Below are 18,244 nucleotides of genomic sequence, written 5' to 3'. Positions count from 1 at the left end.
ATTCCCGCCGGTCGGTCCGGAGTCCCGCGGATACTCTCGACGCATGAGAACGACTCCCCTCCACGTCCGACGGACGACGAGCCCCCTCGGCCGCATCGAGGTGGGCAGCGACGGCGATGCGATCGTCTCGCTCGCCATCGAGCAGGCCGGCCTGCTCCCGCACGAGCACCTCGCGGAATCGGATCTCCCGGTGCTCCTGCGGGCCGTCGAGCAGCTGGACGAGTACTTCGACGGGACCCGCCGCTCGTTCGATCTGCCGGTCGCTCTGCGCGGCACGCCCTTCCAGCTCGAGGTCTGGCAGCGGCTCCAGGCTCTGAGGTTCGGGGAGATCACCTCCTACGGCGCACTGGGCGCGGCCGCCGGTCGCCCCCGAGCGGGCCGGCCGATCGGCGGGGCGGTCGGCGCGAACCCGGTGCCGATCATCGTGGGCTGCCATCGCGTGCTCGCGAGCGACGGACGGATCACCGGCTTCAGCGCGGGCGAGGGCGTCGCCACGAAGGCCTGGCTTCTCGATCACGAGGGGATCCCCCACCGATGAGCACGGCCGACGGGCTCGTCGAGGGAGAGGACGGCCTTCTCCGCTGCGCCTGGAGCGGCGCGGATGCGGAGTACCGCCGCTACCACGACGAGGAATGGGGCACCCCGCTGCACGGGGATCGCCGACTGTTCGAGAAGATCTCCCTCGAGGCGTTCCAGTCCGGCCTCTCCTGGATCACGATCCTCCGCAAGCGGCCGCGGTTCCGCGAGGTCTTCGACGGCTTCGATCCGGCACTGGTCGCACGGTACGACGACGCCGATGTCGAGCGGCTGATGGAGGACAGCGGCATCATCCGGAACCGGGCGAAGATCATCGCCACCCGGGACAACGCCCGGGCCGTGCTCGCGCTCCTCGAGCAGGGCGGAGAGGGCGCGCTCGACAGGCTCGTGTGGTCCTTCCACGATCCGGACGACGAGGATCGGGTGGTCCGAGCCGCCGACGTCCCGGCGACGACGCCCGCGTCGACGGCGCTCGCGCGAGCGCTGAAGGCCGCCGGGCTCCGCTTCGTCGGACCGACCACCGCCTATGCCCTGATGCAGTCGGCCGGAGTCGTCGACGACCACCTCACCGGCTGCTGGCGCCGACGCTGACGCCTACGACTCCGGCACGACGAGGTCGAGCTCTCCCGTCTCCCGGTTCTCGGCGAGCAGGAACCCGCGCCCGGCTGCCCACGCCGAGAGCTCGCCGAGTGACTCCGTCGCCACCCGGTCCTCGGCCAGGGCCCTGACGAAGCGGCCCTTGCCCTGCTTGTTGAAGTGGTTCAGCGACCGGAGGGCACCGTCGGCTCCGCGCGAGCGGACACGGACGAAGAACCGCCCCTCGCCCGCAGGTACCGGTCCGAGCGCCGCGTACGCCTCGCTCCGCAGATCCAGGACGAGCCCGTCCAGCGCGCTCAGCACCCGCCCGGCCTCCGCCGCCCACCAGCGCTTGAGCGGCATCCCCGGGACGCGGGAATCGTGCGAGAGCCGGTACGCGGGGATCGAGTCCAGCGCCCGGATCGGCCCCCAGAGCGCGGACTGCACGATCGCCGTCCGGCCGAGCGTCTCCCGAGCACCGGAATCGAGGCTGCGCGCGTCGAGCGCATCGAAGAGCACCCCGTCGAAGCGGTCGACCGCGGGGAGGCCGACCGCCGTCGCGAGGGCGGCGTTGCGATCGATCTCGCCGAGCTGGCGCGGACCGAGCTTCAGCGCCCGCGCCGAGAGCTCGCGGTCTCCGGCCAGGGCGATCAGCGCCTCCGCCAGCTCGCGCCGCTTCGCATGGAGCTCGGGGAAGGCGAGCGACTCGAGCACGAACGGCTCGTCGCCTCCGTCCCGCTTCGTCTCGGACGGTGGGAGCAGGACGTGCACAGGACTCCTTCGGACAAGAGGGGAGGACGGCACGACGGAGGGGCCGGACGATCGCGATGATCGTCCGGCCCCTCCGTGCCGCGGTGGGCGGCGGTGTACTAGACCAGCGAGGCCTGACGGGCGACCACGGTCACCACGTCGTTCTCGACGGACAGGAAGCCGTCGTCCGCCTGAGCGGTGAGACGCGTGCCGTCCAGGGCCGTGACGCGCACCTCGCCGGTGGCGAGGATCGCGAGCATCGGCTCGTGGCCGGCGAGGATGCCGATCTCGCCCTCGACGGTGCGAGCCGTGAGCTGCTTCGCCTCTCCGGACCACACCTCGGCGTTCGCGGACACGACGCTGACCTTCAGGGTCCCGGCCATGATCAGCCGTTCTCCTTCTGGATCTGGGTCCACTTCTCCTCGACGTCCGAGATCGAGCCGACGTTGAAGAACGCCTGCTCGGCCACGTGGTCGAACTCGCCCTTGGTGATCGCGTCGAACGACTCGATCGTGTCCTTCAGCGGGACGGTCGAACCCTCGACACCGGTGAACTTCTTCGCCATGTAGGTGTTCTGCGAGAGGAACTGCTGGATCCGGCGCGCACGCGACACCGTGATCTTGTCCTCCTCCGACAGCTCGTCGACACCGAGGATCGCGATGATCTCCTGCAGCTCCTTGTTCTTCTGCAGGATCTGCTTCACGTTCGTCGCCACGCGGTAGTGGTCGGCGCCCAGGTAGCGGGGGTCGAGGATGCGCGAGGTGGACGTGAGCGGGTCGACGGCCGGGTAGAGGCCCTTCGACGCGATCTCGCGGGAGAGCTCGGTGGTCGCGTCGAGGTGGGCGAAGGTGGTCGCCGGCGCCGGGTCGGTGTAGTCGTCGGCGGGCACGTAGATCGCCTGCAGCGAGGTGATCGAGTGTCCGCGCGTCGAGGTGATGCGCTCCTGGAGCACACCCATCTCGTCGGCGAGGTTCGGCTGGTAGCCCACCGCGGAGGGCATGCGGCCCAGGAGGGTCGACACCTCCGAGCCGGCCTGCGTGAAGCGGAAGATGTTGTCGATGAAGAGCAGCACGTCCTGCTTCTGCACATCGCGGAAGTACTCCGCCATGGTCAGCGCCGACAGGGCGACGCGCAGACGCGTTCCCGGCGGCTCGTCCATCTGGCCGAAGACGAGCGCGGTCTTGTCGAAGACGCCCGCCTCCTCCATCTCGGCGATGAGGTCGTTGCCCTCACGAGTGCGCTCGCCGACGCCGGCGAACACGGACACTCCACCGTGGTCCTGCGCGACGCGCTGGATCATCTCCTGGATGAGGACGGTCTTGCCGACGCCCGCGCCGCCGAACAGGCCGATCTTGCCGCCCTGCACGTACGGGGTCAGCAGGTCGATGACCTTGATGCCGGTCTCGAACAGCTCGGTCTTGGACTCGAGCTGGTCGAACGCCGGCGGCTTGCGGTGGATGGGCCAGCGCTCGGTGATCTCGAACGACTCGCCGTTGATCTTCCCGTCGGCGTCGGCGTTGAGGACCTCGCCGATCACGTTGAAGACCTTGCCCTTGGTCACGTCGCCGACCGGCACCGAGATCGGCAGGCCGGTGTCGTGGACCTCCTGGCCGCGGACGAGTCCGTCGGTGGGGTTCAGGGAGATGGCGCGGACGAGGTCGTCGCCCAGGTGCTGCGCGACCTCGAAGGTCAGCTTGCTCGAGACGCCCTCGACCTCGACGTGCGTGTAGAGCGCGTTGTAGACCTCGGGGATCGCGTCGTGGGGGAACTCGATGTCAACGACGGGGCCGGTGACGCGGGCGATGCGGCCGATGGCCCCGCCCGACGTCCCGGTCGCCGCCTCAGGTGCGGTCAGTGTCATTGCTACTTCCTTCTGTGGTCTCACCGCTCCCGGAGGGCGGAGTCGAAACTGTGTGGAGCGGAGCCCTCTTACTTGGAGGAGGACAGGGCGTCGGCGCCGCCGACGATCTCGGCGATCTGCTGCGTGATCTCGGTCTGGCGGGCGTTGTTGGCGAGACGCGTGTAGGTCTTGATCAGCGTGTCCGCGTTGTCGCTCGCCGACTTCATGGCCTTCTGGCGCGCCGCGTGCTCCGAGGCCGCCGACTGCAGCATCGCGTTGAAGATGCGGCTCTCGACGTACACGGGCAGGAGGCGGTCGAGGACCGTCTCGGGGTCGGGCTCGAACTCGTAGAGCGGGTACAGCTCGCTGTTCTGCTCCTCGGCGCCCTCGACGACCTCGAGCGGCAGCAGCCGGACGACGGTCGGCTGCTGGGTGACCATGCTGACGAAGCGGTTGTAGACGAGGTGGATCTCATCCACGCCGCCCTCCTCGTCATCGAGGTTGTACGACTCGACGACCGCGTCCGCGATCTCCTTCGCCGTCTCGAACACGGGCTGGTCGGTGCCGCCCGTCCAGACGCGGACGCTGGCCCGCTTCCGGAACGAGAAGTACGCGTTCGCCTTGCGGCCGACCAGGTAGAAGACGACCTCCTTGCCCTCGCTGCGCAGCAGCGCGGCCAGCTCCTCGGCCTCCTTGAGCACGCTCGAGGAGAAGGCGCCGGCGAGGCCGCGATCGGAGGTGAAGATGACGATCGCGGCCGTGTCCAGCTTCTCGCGCTCGGTCGTGAGCGGGTGCTCCACGTTCGAGTAGGTCGCGACAGCGGACACGGCGCGCGTGATCGCGTTCGAGTAGGGCGCCGCGGCAGCGACGCGGTTCTGCGCCTTCTGGATGCGCGAGGCCGAGATCAGCTCCATGGCCCGAGTGATCTTCTTGGTCGTCTGGGCCGAGCGGATCTTCGACCGGTAGACCCGGAGTTGCGCTCCCATGTGTCTCCTGTTGTCCTAAAAGTGGCGAATCGTCGGGGTGCCGCTGGTCAGCGACGGCCCTTGACGATCTTCTCCTGGCCGACCTCGTCGGCCGCGATGGCCTGGTGCTCCTCGCGCCCGACCGAGGCGAGCGGCTTGCCCTCACCGGTCTGGAACTCGAGCTTGAAGCCGTCGACGGCACGGTTGAGCTCGGCGACGGTGTCGTCGGAGAGCACGTTGGTGTCGCGGAGGGTGTTCAGCACCTGGGTGTTGCGGCCCAGGTAGTCCAGGAGCTCGCGCTCGAAGCGCAGCACGTCGGGGACCGGGACCTCGTCGAGCTTGCCGTTCGTTCCGGCCCAGATCGAGACGACCTGCTCCTCGACGGGGTACGGCGAGTACTGCGGCTGCTTGAGCAGCTCGGTGAGGCGGGCGCCGCGGGCGAGCTGGCGGCGCGACGCGGCGTCGAGGTCGGAGGCGAACATCGCGAAGGCCTCGAGCGAGCGGTACTGCGCCAGCTCGAGCTTCAGCGTGCCGGAGACCTTCTTGATCGACTTGACCTGCGCGTCGCCGCCGACCCGCGAGACCGAGATGCCCACGTCGACCGCGGGACGCTGGTTGGCGTTGAAGAGGTCGGACTGGAGGAAGATCTGGCCGTCGGTGATCGAGATCACGTTGGTCGGGATGTAGGCCGAGACGTCGTTCGCCTTGGTCTCGATGATCGGGAGACCGGTCATCGAGCCGGCGCCGAGCTCGTCGGACAGCTTCGCGCAGCGCTCCAGCAGACGGGAGTGCAGGTAGAAGACGTCACCGGGGTACGCCTCGCGTCCCGGCGGGCGGCGCAGGAGGAGCGATACGGCGCGGTAGGCCTCGGCCTGCTTCGACAGGTCGTCGAAGATGATCAGGACGTGCTTGCCGCCGTACATCCAGTGCTGGCCGATGGCCGAGCCGGTGTAGGGGGCGAGGTACTTGAAGCCGGCGGGGTCGGAGGCGGGGGACGCGACGATGGTCGTGTACTCCATCGCTCCGGCGTCCTCGAGCGCGCCCTTCACCGAGGCGATGGTCGAGCCCTTCTGGCCGATGGCGACGTAGATGCAGCGGACCTGCTTGTTCGTGTCGCCCGACTCCCAGTTGGCCTTCTGGTTGATGATCGTGTCGATCGCGATGGCCGTCTTGCCGGTCTGGCGGTCGCCGATGATGAGCTGGCGCTGGCCGCGGCCGACCGGGATCATCGCGTCGATGGCCTTGATGCCGGTCTGCAGCGGCTCGTGGACCGACTTGCGCGACATGACGCCGGGAGCCTGGAGCTCGAGGGCGCGGCGGCCCTCGGAGGCGATCTCGCCGAGTCCGTCGATCGGGTTGCCGAGCGGGTCGACGACGCGACCGAGGTAGCCGTCGCCGACGGGGACCGAGAGGACCTCGCCGGTGCGGGTGACCTCCATGCCCTCCTCGATGCCGGAGAACTCGCCGAGGACGACGACGCCGATCTCGTTCTCGTCGAGGTTCTGGGCCAGGCCCAGGACGCCGTTGGAGAAGCGGATGAGCTCGTTGGCCATGACGCCGGGGAGGCCCTCGACGTGGGCGATGCCGTCGGCGGCGTCGATGACGTAGCCGACCTCGGTGGTGGAGGCCTTGCCCGGCTCGTACGACGAGACGAAGTCCTTCAGCGCGTCGCGGATCTCATCCGGGCTGATGGTGATATCTGCCATGGGAATTCCTATTCGTTGGGTCCGTGCGAGCCGAAGAGGTCGTCGGGGCCTGACCTGGATGGTGCGGGGGTCGAGGGCAGTGCCCTCTGAGGATACGTGCGCCCGTCAGGACGCGAGCTGGAGCTTCAGGTCGGACAGCCGTGCGGAGACGGTTCCGTCGATGACCTCGTCGCCGACGTGCAGGCGCATCCCACCCAGGAGGGAGGGATCGACCACGACGTTGACGGAGACCGGTCGGCTGTACTGGCGCGTGAGCGCCGAGCGGAGCCGGTCGAGCTGCTCGGGAGCGATCGGTGCGGCGACCGAGACCGTGGCGAGGATGAATCCGCCCTGGTCGGCCACCACGCCGGCGGCGAAGCGGACGAGCTCCGGGATGCGGCGACCGCGCGGGTGCGCGATCAGCTGCCGGAGGATCGCCAGCGTCTCGGCCGCGGCCTTGCCCTCGAGGAGGCGCTGCACGAGCGCGACCTTCGAGTCGGCGGCGGCGAGCTTGCTGCCGAGCGCGAGCTCGAGCTGGGCGTCGGAGGCGACGACCTCGCCGAAGGAGTGGAGCTCCTTCTCGAGGTTGACGCCCTCCGGAGCGGAGGACGCGATCGCGCGGACCCCGACCTCCTCGACCCCGGCGACCATGTCGCTCGGGCTCGACCAGCGGTGACCGACGATCACGGTGAGCAGGCGCTTGGCCGGCTCGCCGAAGGGACCGAACACGCGGGCGACGAGAGCCTGCTTGCTGCTCGAGTCGGCGCTCGGGTCGGCGAGGGCCGCGCGCAGCTGCGCCTGGCCGTCGATGACCCGAGCCGCCTCGAAGAGCTGCTGGGCCGTGTCGAGGGACGCCTGACCGTCGAGGGCGGAGAGCTCCGCCTTCGCCGATGCGAGTGCCTGCCTGGACGCGCTGCCCATCAGTTGTTCGCCTTCTCCGAGGCCTCGAGGTCGGCGAGGAAGCGGTCCACGATCGCGGACGCCTTCGCGTCGTCGTTGAGGCTCTCGCCGATCACGCCGGAGGCGAGGTCGATGGCGAGGGTTCCGACTTCGGAGCGGAGCGAGACGACGGCGGCCTGACGGTCCGCCTCGATCTGGGCGTGCGCGTTGTGGAGGATGCGCTCGGCCTCGGCCTGCGCCTGCTCCTTCTTCGCCGCCACGATCGCGTTGCCGTCGGCGTTCGCCTTCTCACGGATCACTCCGGCCTCGGCGCGCGCCTCGGCCAGCTGAGCGGTGTACTTCTCGAGGGCCGCCTCGGCCTGTCGCTGGGCCTCGTCGGCCTTCGCGATGTTCCCCTCGATCGCAGCGGACCGCGCATCGAGCATCTTCTGCAGGCGCGGCAGGACCAGCCTCCAGAAGAAGAACAGCAGGATGAGGAAGATCACCCCCGACCAGAAGAAGTCGTAGAACTCCGGGATCAGAATGACCGCGGGGACGTCACCTTCTTCCGCAGCGATGTTCACAGCGGTGCTGAGCACGACTAGACCGCGAAGATGAAGTAGGTGGCGAGGCCGATGAGCGCGAGCACCTCGGTGAACGCGATGCCGAGGAACATCGTGGTCTGGAGGCGGCCGGCCATCTCGGGCTGGCGCGCCATGGCCTCGACGGTCTTGCCCGCGACGATGCCGACACCGATGCCGGGGCCGATCGCTGCGAGGCCGTAACCGACCGTCGCGATGTTGCCGGTGAGTTCGGCGAGAACGGTGACTGAGTCCACGAGTGGGTCCTTTCAGTGGGGTGATCGTGAGAACGGGCGGGAGCCCGTGAGTAGTGGGGTCAGTGCTCCTCGGCGACGGCCAACTGGATGTAGACCGCAGCGAGGAGGGTGAAGATGTAGGCCTGGAGCACGGCGACGAGGAGCTCGAAGAGCGTGAACGCACCGCCGAAGGCGAAGGTCACGACGCCGAAGAGCTTGAAGCCCGGGTCGATCTGGGAGCTGAAGAGGAAGAACTGCGTGGCCGAGAAGCACAGCACCAGCAGGAGGTGGCCGACGATCATGTTCATCACGAGCCGCAGCGCGAGCGAGAGCGGACGGATGATGAACGTCTGCAGCAGCTCGATCGGCGTGAGGATGAAGTAGATCAGGAACGGCGCTCCGGGCGGGAACAGGGCGTTCTTGAAGAAGCCCATTCCCCGGTCCTTGATGCCCGCGTAGATGAACGTGACGTAGGCGACCAGGCCGAGGAAGAGCGGCATGCCCACCACGGACGTCCCGGCGATGTTCAGGAACGGGACGATGCCGGTCAGGTTCATCGAGATGATCGCGAAGAAGATCGTGACGAGGATCGGGAGGAACCGGCGCGCGTCCTTCTCGCCGAGGATGTCCTTGGCGATGGTGACGCGGACGAAGTCGAACGCGAGCTCGACGACGTTCTGGAAGCGGCCGGGGACGAGGCGCAGCTTGCGCGTCCCGAGCCAGAAGAACAGCATCAGTGCGATGACCGCGATGAAGCGGACCAGCATGACGCGGTTGATCTCGAAAGGGGTTCCCTCGAAGAGGAAACCGGGCGGGAAGAACTCGGAGATCGACGGGGTGTGGAAGTCACTCTCACCGGTCGAGGACGAGACCAACAGGGTCACAGCGTTAGCAAACAGCGCTAGCTCCTGGAATTCGGGGCGTGGCACGTTGCAGCCGACCGAATCGAATCATTCGGACGCAACGCTCTCGCGACGACGAAAGGTGGGTTTTCCGCTCGGACGGCGATCGTGCTCGACGACCGCCATCAACGATGAGACGATCTGAGGACACGTTCGCCTGCGGGATTCGTCCCTACTGTAGCAACAGAACGGCCTGAGAGCCGAATCGTGGTCCTCTCAGGAACCGTTCGGCTCGTCCTCATCGAGCGATGTCGCTGACGTTCGGCATGCGCGAGCGCGAGACGACGAGGACGTCGATCACCAGGGACCCGAGGACGGCGACGATGATCGTGACGAACATCGCCGTGCTGTTCAACCACGGCTGATCGCGCAGCACCAGAGCGGCGATCACGAACAGCACGAACTTGGCGAGCCACGTGCCGAGGACGACCGCGAAGAACCCGCCGATGTCGAGGCGGTTGGCGACGAGGATGCTCGCGGCGGTGAGGAGCACCATCGCACCGCCGACGATCGCGCCGAGGAGGGCGCCGATCGCGCCCTCTCCCCCGGCCGCGATCCCGCCGACGACGGTGCCGAGAACGGCCAGGGCGAGCACGAAGAGGCCGCCCACGACCAGCGCGCGGCGCAGGACGGGGACGGACGCGGGCTGCGGACGGGGGGTGGCCGGGGAGGCTCCGGTCATGATGCTTCCTTCCGCGCCGTGGTCGGCGCTGTCGTGTCCCGGTCGATCGGGAGTCCGGCCGGCGGACGGAGCAGCTCCGTCGAGGACGCGCGGTCGAGGGGGTCGAGCACGGGTGAGGCCTCCGCGGACTGCGCCGCCGCCTCGAGCCGCTTGCGACGGCTGAGCGGGGCGAGCGTGACGACGGTGCAGACCAGCAGTCCGACTCCGAGGAAGACGAGCGGGACCCACAGCACGTCGACCACGAACATCAGCAGGCAGCTGACGGCGACGACGGCGGTCCACGCGTAGAAGATCAGCACGGCGTGCAGGTGGGAGTGCCCCATGTCGAGCAGGCGGTGGTGCAGGTGCTTCCGGTCGGCGCTGAACGGTGACTTGCCCGCGCGCAGACGCCGGATCACGGCCAGGCCGAAGTCCATCAGCGGCACCACGAGGATCGCGAACGGCAGGATGATCGGGATGAACGCGGGCAGGAGCTCCTTCGCCGCGAGCTGGGCCGGGTCGATCTGGCCGGTGACGGCGATCGCGGAGGTGGCCATCAGCATCCCGATCAGCAGTGCGCCGCTGTCGCCCATGAACATCCGCGCCGGACGCCAGTTGATGGGGAGGAATCCGGCGCAGGCGCCGACCAGCAGGACCGCGATGAGCGAGGCCAGGTTGAAGTAGTCGGTGGGCGAGGTCTGCTGTACCAGCAGGTAGCTGTAGAGGAAGAAGACTCCGTTGGCGATCAGGGCGACGCCCGCCACGAGGCCGTCCAGGCCGTCGATGAAGTTCAGGGCGTTGGTGACCAGGACGATCGCGAGCACGGTGATGATCAGCGACATCCACGGCGAGCCGACGGTCAGGCCGCCGATCGGCAGGGAGACGATCTGCACGCCCTTCCAGGCGATCAGGCCCGCGGCGATCAGCTGACCGGCCAGCTTCGTGGTCCAGTCCAGATCCCAGATGTCGTCGGCGACGCCGATGAGCACGATGAGCAGGCTCGCGCCGAGGATCGCGAGGATCGGCTCGGGATTGGCGAACACCAGCCGGAAGTAGGGCAGCTGGGAGGCGATGCCGAAGCCGACGAGGATCCCGAGGAACATCGCGATGCCGCCCAGGCGGGGGGTCGGCCGCGTGTGCATGTCCCTGACGCGGATCTTCGGGTAGAGCCGGTACTTCAGGCTCAGCTTCCAGATGACCCACGAGAGCGCTCCGGTCACGAGCGCGACCGCGAGCGAGACGAGGGCGAAGGTGATCACCGGTTACTCACCCGGAGCGGGGTCGGTGCGGGCGGCGCCGGTGCCGGGCGTCGGCGCGTCCGTGCTCGACGGGTCGGCGTCCGGCGCATCGGCGGAGTCGACGGGCGCGGAGTCGTCCTGCAGGCGCGCGCCGGAGGCCCAGTCGGGACGCGCTGTCGGGGTCCGCTCGAAGGCGTAGGGGTCGCCGGCGGTCGCGGCCTCGTCGGGCTCCTGCTGGTCCCCGGCCTGCGCCGCGCCGACCGCAGAGGCGTCGGGCTCCGACGTCTCGGCACGGGGCGCGTCCGGATCCGGGAGCAGGTCGCCGACGACCTCGCGGATCCGCTCGGCCGACACGACGCCCTGGCGCAGGATGCGCAGGGTGCCGCCCTCGAAGCTCAGCGCGGTCGCGTCGACGATCGTCGAGGACTCGCTGGCGCCCGTGGGGCGGTCGCTGTAGCGCGATCCGGCGGCGCCGGCGTCGAGGTAGACGTCGACCGAATCGCCGAGCTGGTCGAACGCCTCCTGCGCGGTCGTGGCCGAGGGCGCTCCGGTGCGGTTGGCGGAGGAGACCGCCAGCGGGCCCGTCTCGGCGAGGAGCTCGATCGTGACCGGGTTGTCCGGCATGCGCAGCGCCACGGTGCCGCGCGTCTCGCCCAGGTCCCAGACCAGGGAGGGCTGGGCGTGCAGGACGATGGTGAGCCCGCCGGGCCAGAACTCCCGCGCGAGGTCGCGCACCGCCTCCGGCACGTTCTCGGCGAGGGCGTCGAGGGCGGCCACGTCCCCGATCAGGACGGGCGGCGGCGACTGCCTCGTCCGTCCCTTCGCGTCGAGCAGGCGCTGGACCGCGGCCGCGTCGAACGCGTTGGCCGCGACGCCGTAGACGGTGTCGGTGGGGATCACCACGAGCTCGCCGCGGCCGATGGCCGTCCGCGCGAGACGGGTGCCGGTCAGGAGGTCCGTGTCGACGGAGCAGTCGTAGATGCGTGCCATAACGGGTCGATGATACCGGCGCGCCCGTCGTGCCTGCCGCGGATCGCCCGGATCCGCTCGACGGTCCCGTCCGCCGCGCGATCCGGGACTGGCGCGATATGCGGCCGGAATTGGCGCCTTTCTCTTCTCTGTCGCGTTATGAATGCGAAATGGCGGCTTTTGAAATGCGAGTTGTAACATCCGAAAGCCCGTTCATCCGGGACGCCTTCTTCGTCGCTGATCGACTCTCCCCTGCCGCCACGCACTGCGCGCGGTCGGCCCCGGGACGAGACGTTCTTCGTCGTGCAGAGGCGTCCCCTTTCACTGCATCTCTCTGCGACGACATCGATCCGGGCCGCGGAGAGGAGAGAAGAGGAATCGATGAGCGGAGTCATCGTCCACGAATGGATAGAGCCCTTCGGCGGCGCGGAGAAGGTTCTCGACGCCATGGCCGACTCGTTCAGCGACGCCGAGATCCTGTGCCTGTGGAACGACGCCCCCGACCGCTATCCGGACCACGTGGTCCGCGAGACCTGGCTGGCGCGCACGCCCCTCCGCTCGCACAAGGCGCTCTCCCTCCCCGCCATGCTGCCGACGTGGAGGTCGCAGCCGTTCCACGACTACGACTGGGCGCTCGTCAGCTCGCACGCGTTCGCGCACCACGTGCGCTTCCGCAACCAGCCGGACGGCTTCCGCAAGTACGTCTACGCCTACACGCCGGCCCGCTACGTGTGGAATCCCGAGCTCGACTCTCGGGGGGACGGCGCCGCCGTGCGCGCGGTCGCTCCCGCGTTCCGCGGCATCGACCGCAGGCGCGCGCAGGAGGCGACGTCGATCGCCGCCATCAGCGAGTACGTCAAGGAGCGGATCGACCGGGCGTGGGACCGCGACTCGATCGTCATCCATCCACCGGTCGACGTCGAGCGGATCCACGCGGTCGCCGACTGGTCGACGCACCTCACTCCCGAGGAGGAGCGGATCGTCGAACGGCTCCCCTCCGACTTCGTGCTCGGAGCCTCCCGGTTCATCGCCTACAAATCCCTCGAACTCGTCATCCGCGTCGCGGAGGCCATCGGCACGACCGCCGTGCTCGCCGGCTCAGGTCCCGAGAAGGAGAGGCTCGAAGCCGCAGCGGCCGCCTCCTCGGCGCCCGTCGTCTTCATCCCCCGGCCTTCGGATGCACTCCTCTTCACGCTCTACGAGCGCTCGCTCGCCTACGTCTTCCCACCGGTCGAGGACTTCGGGATCATGCCGGTCGAGGCGATGGCCGTCGGCACCCCCGTGATCTGCAGCGACACCGGCGGTGCGACGGAGACCGTCGTGGACGGAGTCACGGGCGTTCACATCCACGACTGGGACTCCGCGGACCTGGCCGACGAGGCGATCCGAGCTCTGTCGCTCGATCCCGAGGCCGGCAGACGGCACTCCTGGATGTTCGCACGCTCCCGGTTCGAGGAGCAGCTCGCCGACTGGGTCCGGTCGTGACCACCAGAGGTGAACCCGCCGGAGCGGCACCGGCATCCACCACTACGGAGGAACCGTCATCAGCGTCCACGTCCTGATCGTCAACTACGCGTCCGCCGAACTCGTCAGAGCGCTTGTCGCCTCGCTCCGCGACGAGCCCGTGGACTCGATCCGCGTGCTGGAGAACGGCTCCGGTCCCGAGCAGGTCCGGATCCTCGAGGAGGTCGCCCGCTCCGACGAGCGGATGCAGGTCTCGGTCAGCCCGACCAACCTCGGATTCGGCGCAGGAGTGAACAGACTCGCCGACAGCGTCGAGGCTCCCGACGAGGACGTGCTCTGGATCCTCAACCCCGACACGGTCGTCGCGCCCGGGTGCGTGGCCGTGCTCGAGGAGCATCTCGCCACGCACCCGAGGACCATCGCCTCTCCTCTGATCCTCGATGCGACGGGAGGGGTGTGGTTCGCCGGCGGCGAGCTCTCCCTCCCGTCCGGCCGGTCGACCCACTCGGGTTACGGCCGATCGCCGGACGGCCTTCCGACCCGGGCGTTCCCCACCCGGTTCATGACGGGAGCGGCGATGACGACGACCATGACGACCTGGCACGCCCTCGGCGGCTTCCGGGACGACCTCTTCCTCTACTGGGAGGACAGCGAACTGTCGGTGCGCGCCTCACGGTCGGGCATCGAGCTGACGGTCGTTCCGCAGGCGCGCATCATGCACCTCGAGGGCGGGTCGAGCTCGGCCGGAATCGGCAGGAGCACCACTTACTACTACTACTACGCGTTCAATCGGATAAGAGTCTGCTCGCAGTACACCCGGAAAGCCGATCTCCTTCTGGGCCGGGGGCTCATCGAGACTCTACGGAGTGTCGTCAAGCCGCTGTTCAAGGAGAAGAGCGGCCGAGTGGCGAAGACTCGTGCCTCTCTTCGGGGAATGCTCTCCGGAATCAGAGCGCCGCGCCTTCATCCGAACGATCGATAGGACGTGCGACAAGAGCCCCCCGGTTCTTCGATCAGAGGAGAGTCTTCTCCCGATATGTGGGCCGGCCGACCTCGACGGGAACCTGCCATCGAGCACGGGCGGGTCAGGACATCCGGGTCCGTCCCCGGGTGAGTGCGGAAGACGGGCCTGCGCTTCCGCGCGCCGACCATCCCGGAGCGTCCGGCGCGGAGCTCAGTGCTGGATCATCCAGGCGGCAGCGTCCAACCGGGTGTCCTGAGCCGGCAGCGAAGCGAGCACCTGCGACACGGGCAGAGGCCGCTCGAGAGCGGCGCGGATCGCGTGTGCGAGTACTGCCGGATCGGCGTCGGCATCGAGAACCGTGTGCCCGCGGGCGCGCAGCCAGTCGGCGATACCCGTCTCGGTGGACGCGACGACGGTGCACCCGTGCGACAGCCCTTCGAGGATCGGGAGGCCCACCTGCTCGCGCCACCGCGGGGTGCGCTGCGAGAAGAGCACCAGCACGGAGGCCTCCGCCAGCCGCGCATGGATCGTCTCCCCCGGCGGGTCCTCGACGAACTCGACCCTGTCGTCGGACTCGGCGAGGTCGGACACGCGTGGAGCCAGCTCGCCTTTGCCGAGGATGCTGGCGCCGTCGGCGCCGTCGGCGATCGCCGGCCAGGCTCTGAGGAGGTGCTCGACGCCTTTGCGGGCCTCGAGGGAGCCGAGGAAGACGAGCCGCCGCTGTCGGGTCGGAGGAAGCGGATGCTCGGTGCAGGCCGGAGCCAGAGCGCCGAAGAGCCGGGTCCTCACGCCGTCGAGAGCGGCGCCGGCCAGCCGACGATAGACCTGCTCCGCGGCGGGGATGCCGAAAGCGATGCGGTCGTAGCCGCCGACGAGCAGCCGCATCATCGCGGCCGCGATCGGGCGGCACACGGACAGAGGGAGGCGGGTGTAGCCCGCGATGTTCGCAGCGAGATCGTCGTTGCCGATGGCGTACGCGCTCACGACGGTGTGCCTGCGGCGCAGCGCGTCGGAGGTCCGGATCGCGGCGAGGTGCAGGAGGAGTCCCGGCCAGGCGTTCAGCTGGAACGGCTCGTTCAGTTCCACGGTCCTGTACGGGGTGCGGAGGAGGTGCACCGCGGTCCGGACGCGTCCGAGCCGACGGTACGAGGCCCGACCTGCGACGGCTTCGTCGAAGTCGTAGTTGCGGGCGCGGAAGACCAGCCGGACTCCGAGGTGGGCGAAGCGCTCCAGGTGCACGGTGCGCGCACGGTCGTACACGGCGATGCTGTCGCTCGAGCGCGTCATCGCCGGTCACCTGTGAGTACCGGTCCATCGGCGCGCAGCACCCGCTGCAGCTCCTCCGCGATGGAGTCCCAGGAGAACAGCGTCGACGCCTTCTCGACAGCTCGACGCGCCATCGCGGGATAGCGGTCCGACAGCGCCAACCCCACGATCGCCTCGGCGAACTCCTGATCATCGGCATCGGGTGGCAGCAGGCGACCGTCCACCCCGTCATCGATGATCTCGGGGATGCCGCCCCGGGCGGGAGCGACGACCGGCGTCCCGACCGACATCGCGTCGACCAGCACCATGCCGAACGGCTCCTCCCACCGACAGGGGTAGAGCAGGACGTCCGCTCGTGCCATCTCCTCGAGCAGGACATGGGGGGTCACGAAGCCGTGGACGCGCACCCGCTCGACGCCGCACTCCTCGTTCACGCGCCGCGCCTCCTCGCGGACCCGCCGGATGTAAGGAGACTCCCCGGTCGAGCTCCCCGTCGCTTTGCCGCCGTAGACGTCGAGGGTCGTCGGGGCGATCCGATTGGCTGCACCGCACACGCGCACAGCTTCCACCACTCCCTTCTCGGCGATCAGGCGCCCGGCGAACAGCGCCGAGACCACCTCGGGACGCCCACGATCCGACCGGGAGCCCGCCACCACGGTGGCTCCGTTGTAGAGGACGCTCGACCGGTCCCCGGGCACACCGAGCAGGTCGACCGCCCTGCGCCTCAGGTACCCGCTGCAGAAGGCCCAGTCGTCGACCGAGCGGAGGACTTCATCGACTCCGCGGCGAGCGCCGAAGCCGCGGCGGACCCAGCTCTCCACCGAGTCGACCGCGTCGTTGTGCATGTGCAGGACGATCCGGCCGGCGTACCCGGACCGTCGCAGCTGGACCGCGTAGCCGGGACGGTTGTGGATGTGGACCACGTCCGCGCGCGCGAGGGAGGGCGAGCACCACCAGACCCAGACGACGCCCTGGAGCGTGAGGAGGCGCAGGACGCCGTGGGGATTCCGCCGCGTCAGAGCGCCCGCCGCGCGGCTCGCCCCGCGCAGAAGCCGGTCCAGAGCGGAGTACGAGCGCAGCGGTGCGAGGGGCACCCCTGAGGCGAAGTCCGGGGAGGCCGCCGGGCAGAACACCTCGACGGAGAGGGTGGACGAGAGGGGGCGGTAGGCGTTGCGGACCCAGCTCGCGACGGCGCCCCCGGTCCCGTCGAACCGCTCCTCGACGGGAAGCAGCACGGCGACCGTGCGAGCAGGCGCGCGGGACGACCGCGCCCTCGCCGTGCCCACCAGCAGGACGACGGTGGCGTCGCGCGAGAGGACGAGGGTGATCAGGAGCGCGAGCACTGCGGCCACGACCTGCGCGGCGAAGCGGAGCACGGTCGGCGACGACTGCAGGAGCAGTCCGACCGCCACCACGGCGAGCGCGAGCGGCACCGAGTGGAGGAACGGCGAGAGCGTCGAGGCGAGGTACTCGCGGAGGGTGGCGCGCGTGATGCGGCGCAAGCAGAGGAATCCGATCACGTAGCTCATCGCGCCCATGGCGACCATCGACCAGGCCGCGCCGAGGACTCCCCCGGTCATCGTGGACACGATGACCAGGGGGATGTTGACAGTGGTCCGGACGAGATTGAAGGCGAGGCCGAGCCGGACGTTGTCCGTCGCCTGCAGCAGCGATCCGAGCGGGTTCCCCAGTGCTCGGAGCATTCCGACGACCGCGAGCAGGGCCAGGACTTCGCCGTACCCGGCCCAGGTGCGCCCGAAGACGAGGACCATGACGTCCTCCGCGGTGAGTGCGACACCGACGAGCAGCGGGATGCTCGCCAGACCGCAGAGGGTGACCATGCGCAGATAGTTCTGCCGGATGCGGCCGAGATCGTCCTGGATCAGTGCGAAGTAGGGGAAGAGGACCCGCGTGATGATCGGATTGATCCGCCCGGGGATGCTCACGCCGACGTTGAAGGCCAGGTTGTAGCCGCCCAGAGCGGCGGTGCTGACGAACCGGCCGGTCGAGATGGAGCTGAGGGTGTTGCCGATGTAGTTGAGGACTCCGTCGAGGGACTGGAGCACGCCGAAGCTCAGGAATCTGCGGGTATCGGACCACCGGAACCGCCGGCGGAGGCGGAAGTAGCGTCGTCCCGCCACGAGGAAGACCGCGGTCCGCCCGGCGGAGGCGACGACGACCGCCCAGGCGGCGCTCGCCGCGCCCGCACCGGCCAGCGCCAGAACGAGCGACACCGAGAGGAGCAGGGCGGCGAAGAGCACGTCGGCGATCCCGAGCGGCTTGAACAGCAGCCGCTTCTCGAGCATGGCCCGTGCCGCCTGTCCCCAGGAGGTGATGAGGAACGCGGAGGAGCCGATCACGAGCAGGGGCCAGGCCCCCGGGGCGTGGAAGAACGCGGCGACGGCCGGGCTCGCGCCCGCGACGATCAGCACGACGAGAGCAGAGAACCCGACGTTCAACCAGTGCACCGAGGACAGCTCGGACGACGTCACCGAGCGGCGCACGATCAGCGCGTTCGTCAGGCCGAGGCCGATGAAGACGTCGAGCAGGGAGTTGAGGATGGTGATCATGGCGACCAGGCCGAACTCCTCCTGACCGAGGATCCGGGCGAGGACGAAGATCTGCAGGATCTGCCCGAGGCTCCCGCCGACCACCGAGAACGCCGTCCACTTCGCACCGGCCACCGCGCGGCTCTCATGGGTCTGCGCGCCCGGGCGGGAGCGGGCGTCGC

At 69.2% G+C, this 18,244-nt stretch carries 18 protein-coding genes; 4 read left to right on the top strand and 14 right to left on the bottom strand.

The genetic code is table 11. The annotated features are described in order from the left end of the window. Positions 1–43 precede the first annotated feature (43 nt). Positions 44–538 carry a methylated-DNA--[protein]-cysteine S-methyltransferase gene (locus C5D08_RS11390; RefSeq protein WP_104277126.1) on the top strand — a complete coding sequence of 165 codons (495 nt, stop codon included), beginning with the start codon at positions 44–46 and terminating at the stop codon, positions 536–538. Then, positions 535–1,128, top strand: a complete 594-nt coding sequence (locus tag C5D08_RS11385) for a DNA-3-methyladenine glycosylase I (RefSeq protein ID WP_104277125.1) — start codon at positions 535–537, stop codon at positions 1,126–1,128. The genes C5D08_RS11390 and C5D08_RS11385 overlap by 4 nt, the downstream gene beginning before the upstream one ends. Before the next feature lie 3 nt (positions 1,129–1,131). Here the strand turns inward: C5D08_RS11385 and C5D08_RS11380 are convergent, their stop codons facing one another. From C5D08_RS11380 to C5D08_RS11325, 12 genes are all read right to left on the bottom strand, one after another. Continuing rightward, positions 1,132–1,884, bottom strand: a complete 753-nt coding sequence (locus C5D08_RS11380) for a YaaA family protein (protein ID WP_104277124.1) — start codon at positions 1,882–1,884, stop codon at positions 1,132–1,134. Between the two features lie 98 nt (positions 1,885–1,982). Further along, on the bottom strand, positions 1,983–2,246 hold the full coding sequence (locus C5D08_RS11375; protein ID WP_104223026.1) for a F0F1 ATP synthase subunit epsilon: 264 nt from the start codon (positions 2,244–2,246) through the stop codon (positions 1,983–1,985). Positions 2,247–2,248: 2 nt separating this feature from the next. Continuing rightward, a complete protein-coding gene (gene atpD / locus C5D08_RS11370) occupies positions 2,249–3,724 on the bottom strand; it encodes a F0F1 ATP synthase subunit beta (protein WP_104277123.1) in 1,476 nt (491 codons plus the stop codon). Between the two features lie 68 nt (positions 3,725–3,792). Beyond that, positions 3,793–4,689 carry a F0F1 ATP synthase subunit gamma gene (locus C5D08_RS11365; protein ID WP_104223024.1) on the bottom strand — a complete coding sequence of 299 codons (897 nt, stop codon included), beginning with the start codon at positions 4,687–4,689 and terminating at the stop codon, positions 3,793–3,795. Positions 4,690–4,736: 47 nt separating this feature from the next. Continuing rightward, entirely contained in the window at positions 4,737–6,374 is a 1,638-nt protein-coding gene (atpA, locus tag C5D08_RS11360) for a F0F1 ATP synthase subunit alpha (protein ID WP_104223023.1), read from the bottom strand. 105 nt (positions 6,375–6,479) lie between these two features. Further along, complete coding sequence (locus tag C5D08_RS11355) at positions 6,480–7,274, bottom strand: F0F1 ATP synthase subunit delta (protein ID WP_104277122.1); 795 nt, start codon at positions 7,272–7,274, stop codon at positions 6,480–6,482. Beyond that, positions 7,274–7,831 (bottom strand): F0F1 ATP synthase subunit B, encoded by a 558-nt coding sequence (locus C5D08_RS11350; RefSeq protein WP_104277121.1) that lies wholly within the window; start codon positions 7,829–7,831, stop codon positions 7,274–7,276. Before C5D08_RS11350 ends, C5D08_RS11355 begins: the two co-directional genes overlap by 1 nt. A gap of 2 nt (positions 7,832–7,833) precedes the next feature. Then, positions 7,834–8,070, bottom strand: coding sequence for an ATP synthase F0 subunit C (locus tag C5D08_RS11345; protein ID WP_104277120.1), 237 nt, complete (start codon positions 8,068–8,070; stop codon positions 7,834–7,836). Positions 8,071–8,129: 59 nt separating this feature from the next. Then, positions 8,130–8,933 (bottom strand): F0F1 ATP synthase subunit A, encoded by an 804-nt coding sequence (gene atpB / locus C5D08_RS11340; RefSeq protein ID WP_068254016.1) that lies wholly within the window; start codon positions 8,931–8,933, stop codon positions 8,130–8,132. 256 nt (positions 8,934–9,189) lie between these two features. Further along, complete coding sequence (locus C5D08_RS11335; protein ID WP_104277119.1) at positions 9,190–9,633, bottom strand: hypothetical protein; 444 nt, start codon at positions 9,631–9,633, stop codon at positions 9,190–9,192. Continuing rightward, positions 9,630–10,871, bottom strand: a complete 1,242-nt coding sequence (locus C5D08_RS11330) for an MraY family glycosyltransferase (RefSeq protein ID WP_181065442.1) — start codon at positions 10,869–10,871, stop codon at positions 9,630–9,632. Before C5D08_RS11330 ends, C5D08_RS11335 begins: the two co-directional genes overlap by 4 nt. Positions 10,872–10,874: 3 nt before the next feature. After that, positions 10,875–11,840 carry an L-threonylcarbamoyladenylate synthase gene (locus C5D08_RS11325; RefSeq protein ID WP_104277118.1) on the bottom strand — a complete coding sequence of 322 codons (966 nt, stop codon included), beginning with the start codon at positions 11,838–11,840 and terminating at the stop codon, positions 10,875–10,877. A 360-nt stretch (positions 11,841–12,200) separates the two neighbouring features. Between C5D08_RS11325 and C5D08_RS11320 the strand changes: the two genes are divergently transcribed. After that, entirely contained in the window at positions 12,201–13,304 is a 1,104-nt protein-coding gene (locus C5D08_RS11320) for a glycosyltransferase (protein WP_104277117.1), read from the top strand. Between the two features lie 34 nt (positions 13,305–13,338). Further along, positions 13,339–14,265: a glycosyltransferase family 2 protein gene (locus tag C5D08_RS11315; RefSeq protein WP_104277116.1), complete on the top strand. Its 927-nt coding sequence runs from the start codon at positions 13,339–13,341 to the stop codon at positions 14,263–14,265. Positions 14,266–14,457: 192 nt separating this feature from the next. Here C5D08_RS11315 and C5D08_RS11310 read toward each other — a convergent pair whose 3' ends face one another. Continuing rightward, on the bottom strand, positions 14,458–15,534 hold the full coding sequence (locus C5D08_RS11310) for a glycosyltransferase (protein WP_104277115.1): 1,077 nt from the start codon (positions 15,532–15,534) through the stop codon (positions 14,458–14,460). Then, positions 15,531–18,197, bottom strand: a complete 2,667-nt coding sequence (locus tag C5D08_RS11305; protein WP_146086041.1) for an MOP flippase family protein — start codon at positions 18,195–18,197, stop codon at positions 15,531–15,533. The genes C5D08_RS11310 and C5D08_RS11305 overlap by 4 nt, the downstream gene beginning before the upstream one ends. Between the last annotated feature and the right edge of the window lie 47 nt (positions 18,198–18,244).

Origin of the sequence: Rathayibacter sp. AY1B6 (genome assembly GCF_002932755.1) — a bacterium.
Classification (GTDB): domain Bacteria; phylum Actinomycetota; class Actinomycetes; order Actinomycetales; family Microbacteriaceae; genus Rathayibacter.
This window is presented reverse-complemented; position numbering and strand designations above follow the sequence as displayed.

Excerpts from the sequence above, each read along its gene's own strand:
- atpD (WP_104277123.1), bottom strand. The coding sequence starts at position 3,724 with ATGACACTGACCGCACCTGAGGCGGCGACCGGGACGTCGGGCGGGGCC.
- C5D08_RS11355 (WP_104277122.1), bottom strand. The coding sequence starts at position 7,274 with ATGGGCAGCGCGTCCAGGCAGGCACTCGCATCGGCGAAGGCGGAGCTC.
- C5D08_RS11325 (WP_104277118.1), bottom strand. The coding sequence starts at position 11,840 with ATGGCACGCATCTACGACTGCTCCGTCGACACGGACCTCCTGACCGGC.
- C5D08_RS11335 (WP_104277119.1), bottom strand. The coding sequence starts at position 9,633 with ATGACCGGAGCCTCCCCGGCCACCCCCCGTCCGCAGCCCGCGTCCGTC.
- atpA (WP_104223023.1), bottom strand. The coding sequence starts at position 6,374 with ATGGCAGATATCACCATCAGCCCGGATGAGATCCGCGACGCGCTGAAG.
- C5D08_RS11375 (WP_104223026.1), bottom strand. The coding sequence starts at position 2,246 with ATGGCCGGGACCCTGAAGGTCAGCGTCGTGTCCGCGAACGCCGAGGTG.
- C5D08_RS11320 (WP_104277117.1), top strand. The coding sequence starts at position 12,201 with ATGAGCGGAGTCATCGTCCACGAATGGATAGAGCCCTTCGGCGGCGCG.
- C5D08_RS11310 (WP_104277115.1), bottom strand. The coding sequence starts at position 15,534 with ATGACGCGCTCGAGCGACAGCATCGCCGTGTACGACCGTGCGCGCACC.
- C5D08_RS11365 (WP_104223024.1), bottom strand. The coding sequence starts at position 4,689 with ATGGGAGCGCAACTCCGGGTCTACCGGTCGAAGATCCGCTCGGCCCAG.
- C5D08_RS11390 (WP_104277126.1), top strand. The coding sequence starts at position 44 with ATGAGAACGACTCCCCTCCACGTCCGACGGACGACGAGCCCCCTCGGC.
- C5D08_RS11385 (WP_104277125.1), top strand. The coding sequence starts at position 535 with ATGAGCACGGCCGACGGGCTCGTCGAGGGAGAGGACGGCCTTCTCCGC.